We start from the raw sequence: 489 nt of genomic DNA, 5'->3' as shown, positions 1-489 counted from the left end.
TCGCGGGTGGTGTGCAAACCCGTTGCCGCACCCGGCGATTGGGTCCGCTTATGCCATTTGTAGAACCACGCCTCGCTGACCCCGAGCAGCCGGCAGGACACCGCGTGTGGCACCCGATAGTTGGTCCTCTGGTCGGCGATAAAGCGTGCCACGCTCACTTCGTCGCCTCCTTCACCCACAGGACCACTGATCGCTTGAGGACATCACGCTCCATGCGCAGCTCGGCGACCTCGTCACGCAACCGTTTGAGCTCAGCAGCGTCATCAACGGTCAGCTCGCCGCGGCCCTCCCGCTCGGCGCGCGCCCGGTTGACCCAGTTACCCAAGGTGCCCTCGTTGACCCCCAGGTCTCGAGCGACCTGGGCGATCGGCTTACCTGTCTCCTCGACGATCCGGACCGCCCCATCACGAAACTCCCGGTCGTACTTCTTCCGCTTCTCTGGCATCGTGCTCCTCATTATCGATGCCTCTACGGTTCGGGGGGAACCTC

1 protein-coding gene and 1 pseudogene are annotated in these 489 nt (G+C 64.0%); both read right to left on the bottom strand.

Features of this window, described 5'->3' with window-relative positions; all coding sequences use genetic code 11:
- Positions 1–158 (bottom strand): annotated as a pseudogene (locus GOPIP_RS29815) (IS3 family transposase); the annotation flags it as partial.
- Positions 155–445, bottom strand: coding sequence for a transposase (locus GOPIP_RS12615; RefSeq protein WP_005195137.1), 291 nt, complete (start codon positions 443–445; stop codon positions 155–157). The pseudogene GOPIP_RS29815 and the gene GOPIP_RS12615, both read right to left, overlap by 4 nt.
- Positions 446–489: the final 44 nt, after the last annotated feature.

Source organism: Gordonia polyisoprenivorans NBRC 16320 = JCM 10675 (assembly GCF_000241325.1).
Taxonomy (GTDB): domain Bacteria; phylum Actinomycetota; class Actinomycetes; order Mycobacteriales; family Mycobacteriaceae; genus Gordonia; species Gordonia polyisoprenivorans.
Note: the sequence above shows the minus strand (reverse complement) of the source record. Positions and strands in the feature narration are given on the sequence as shown.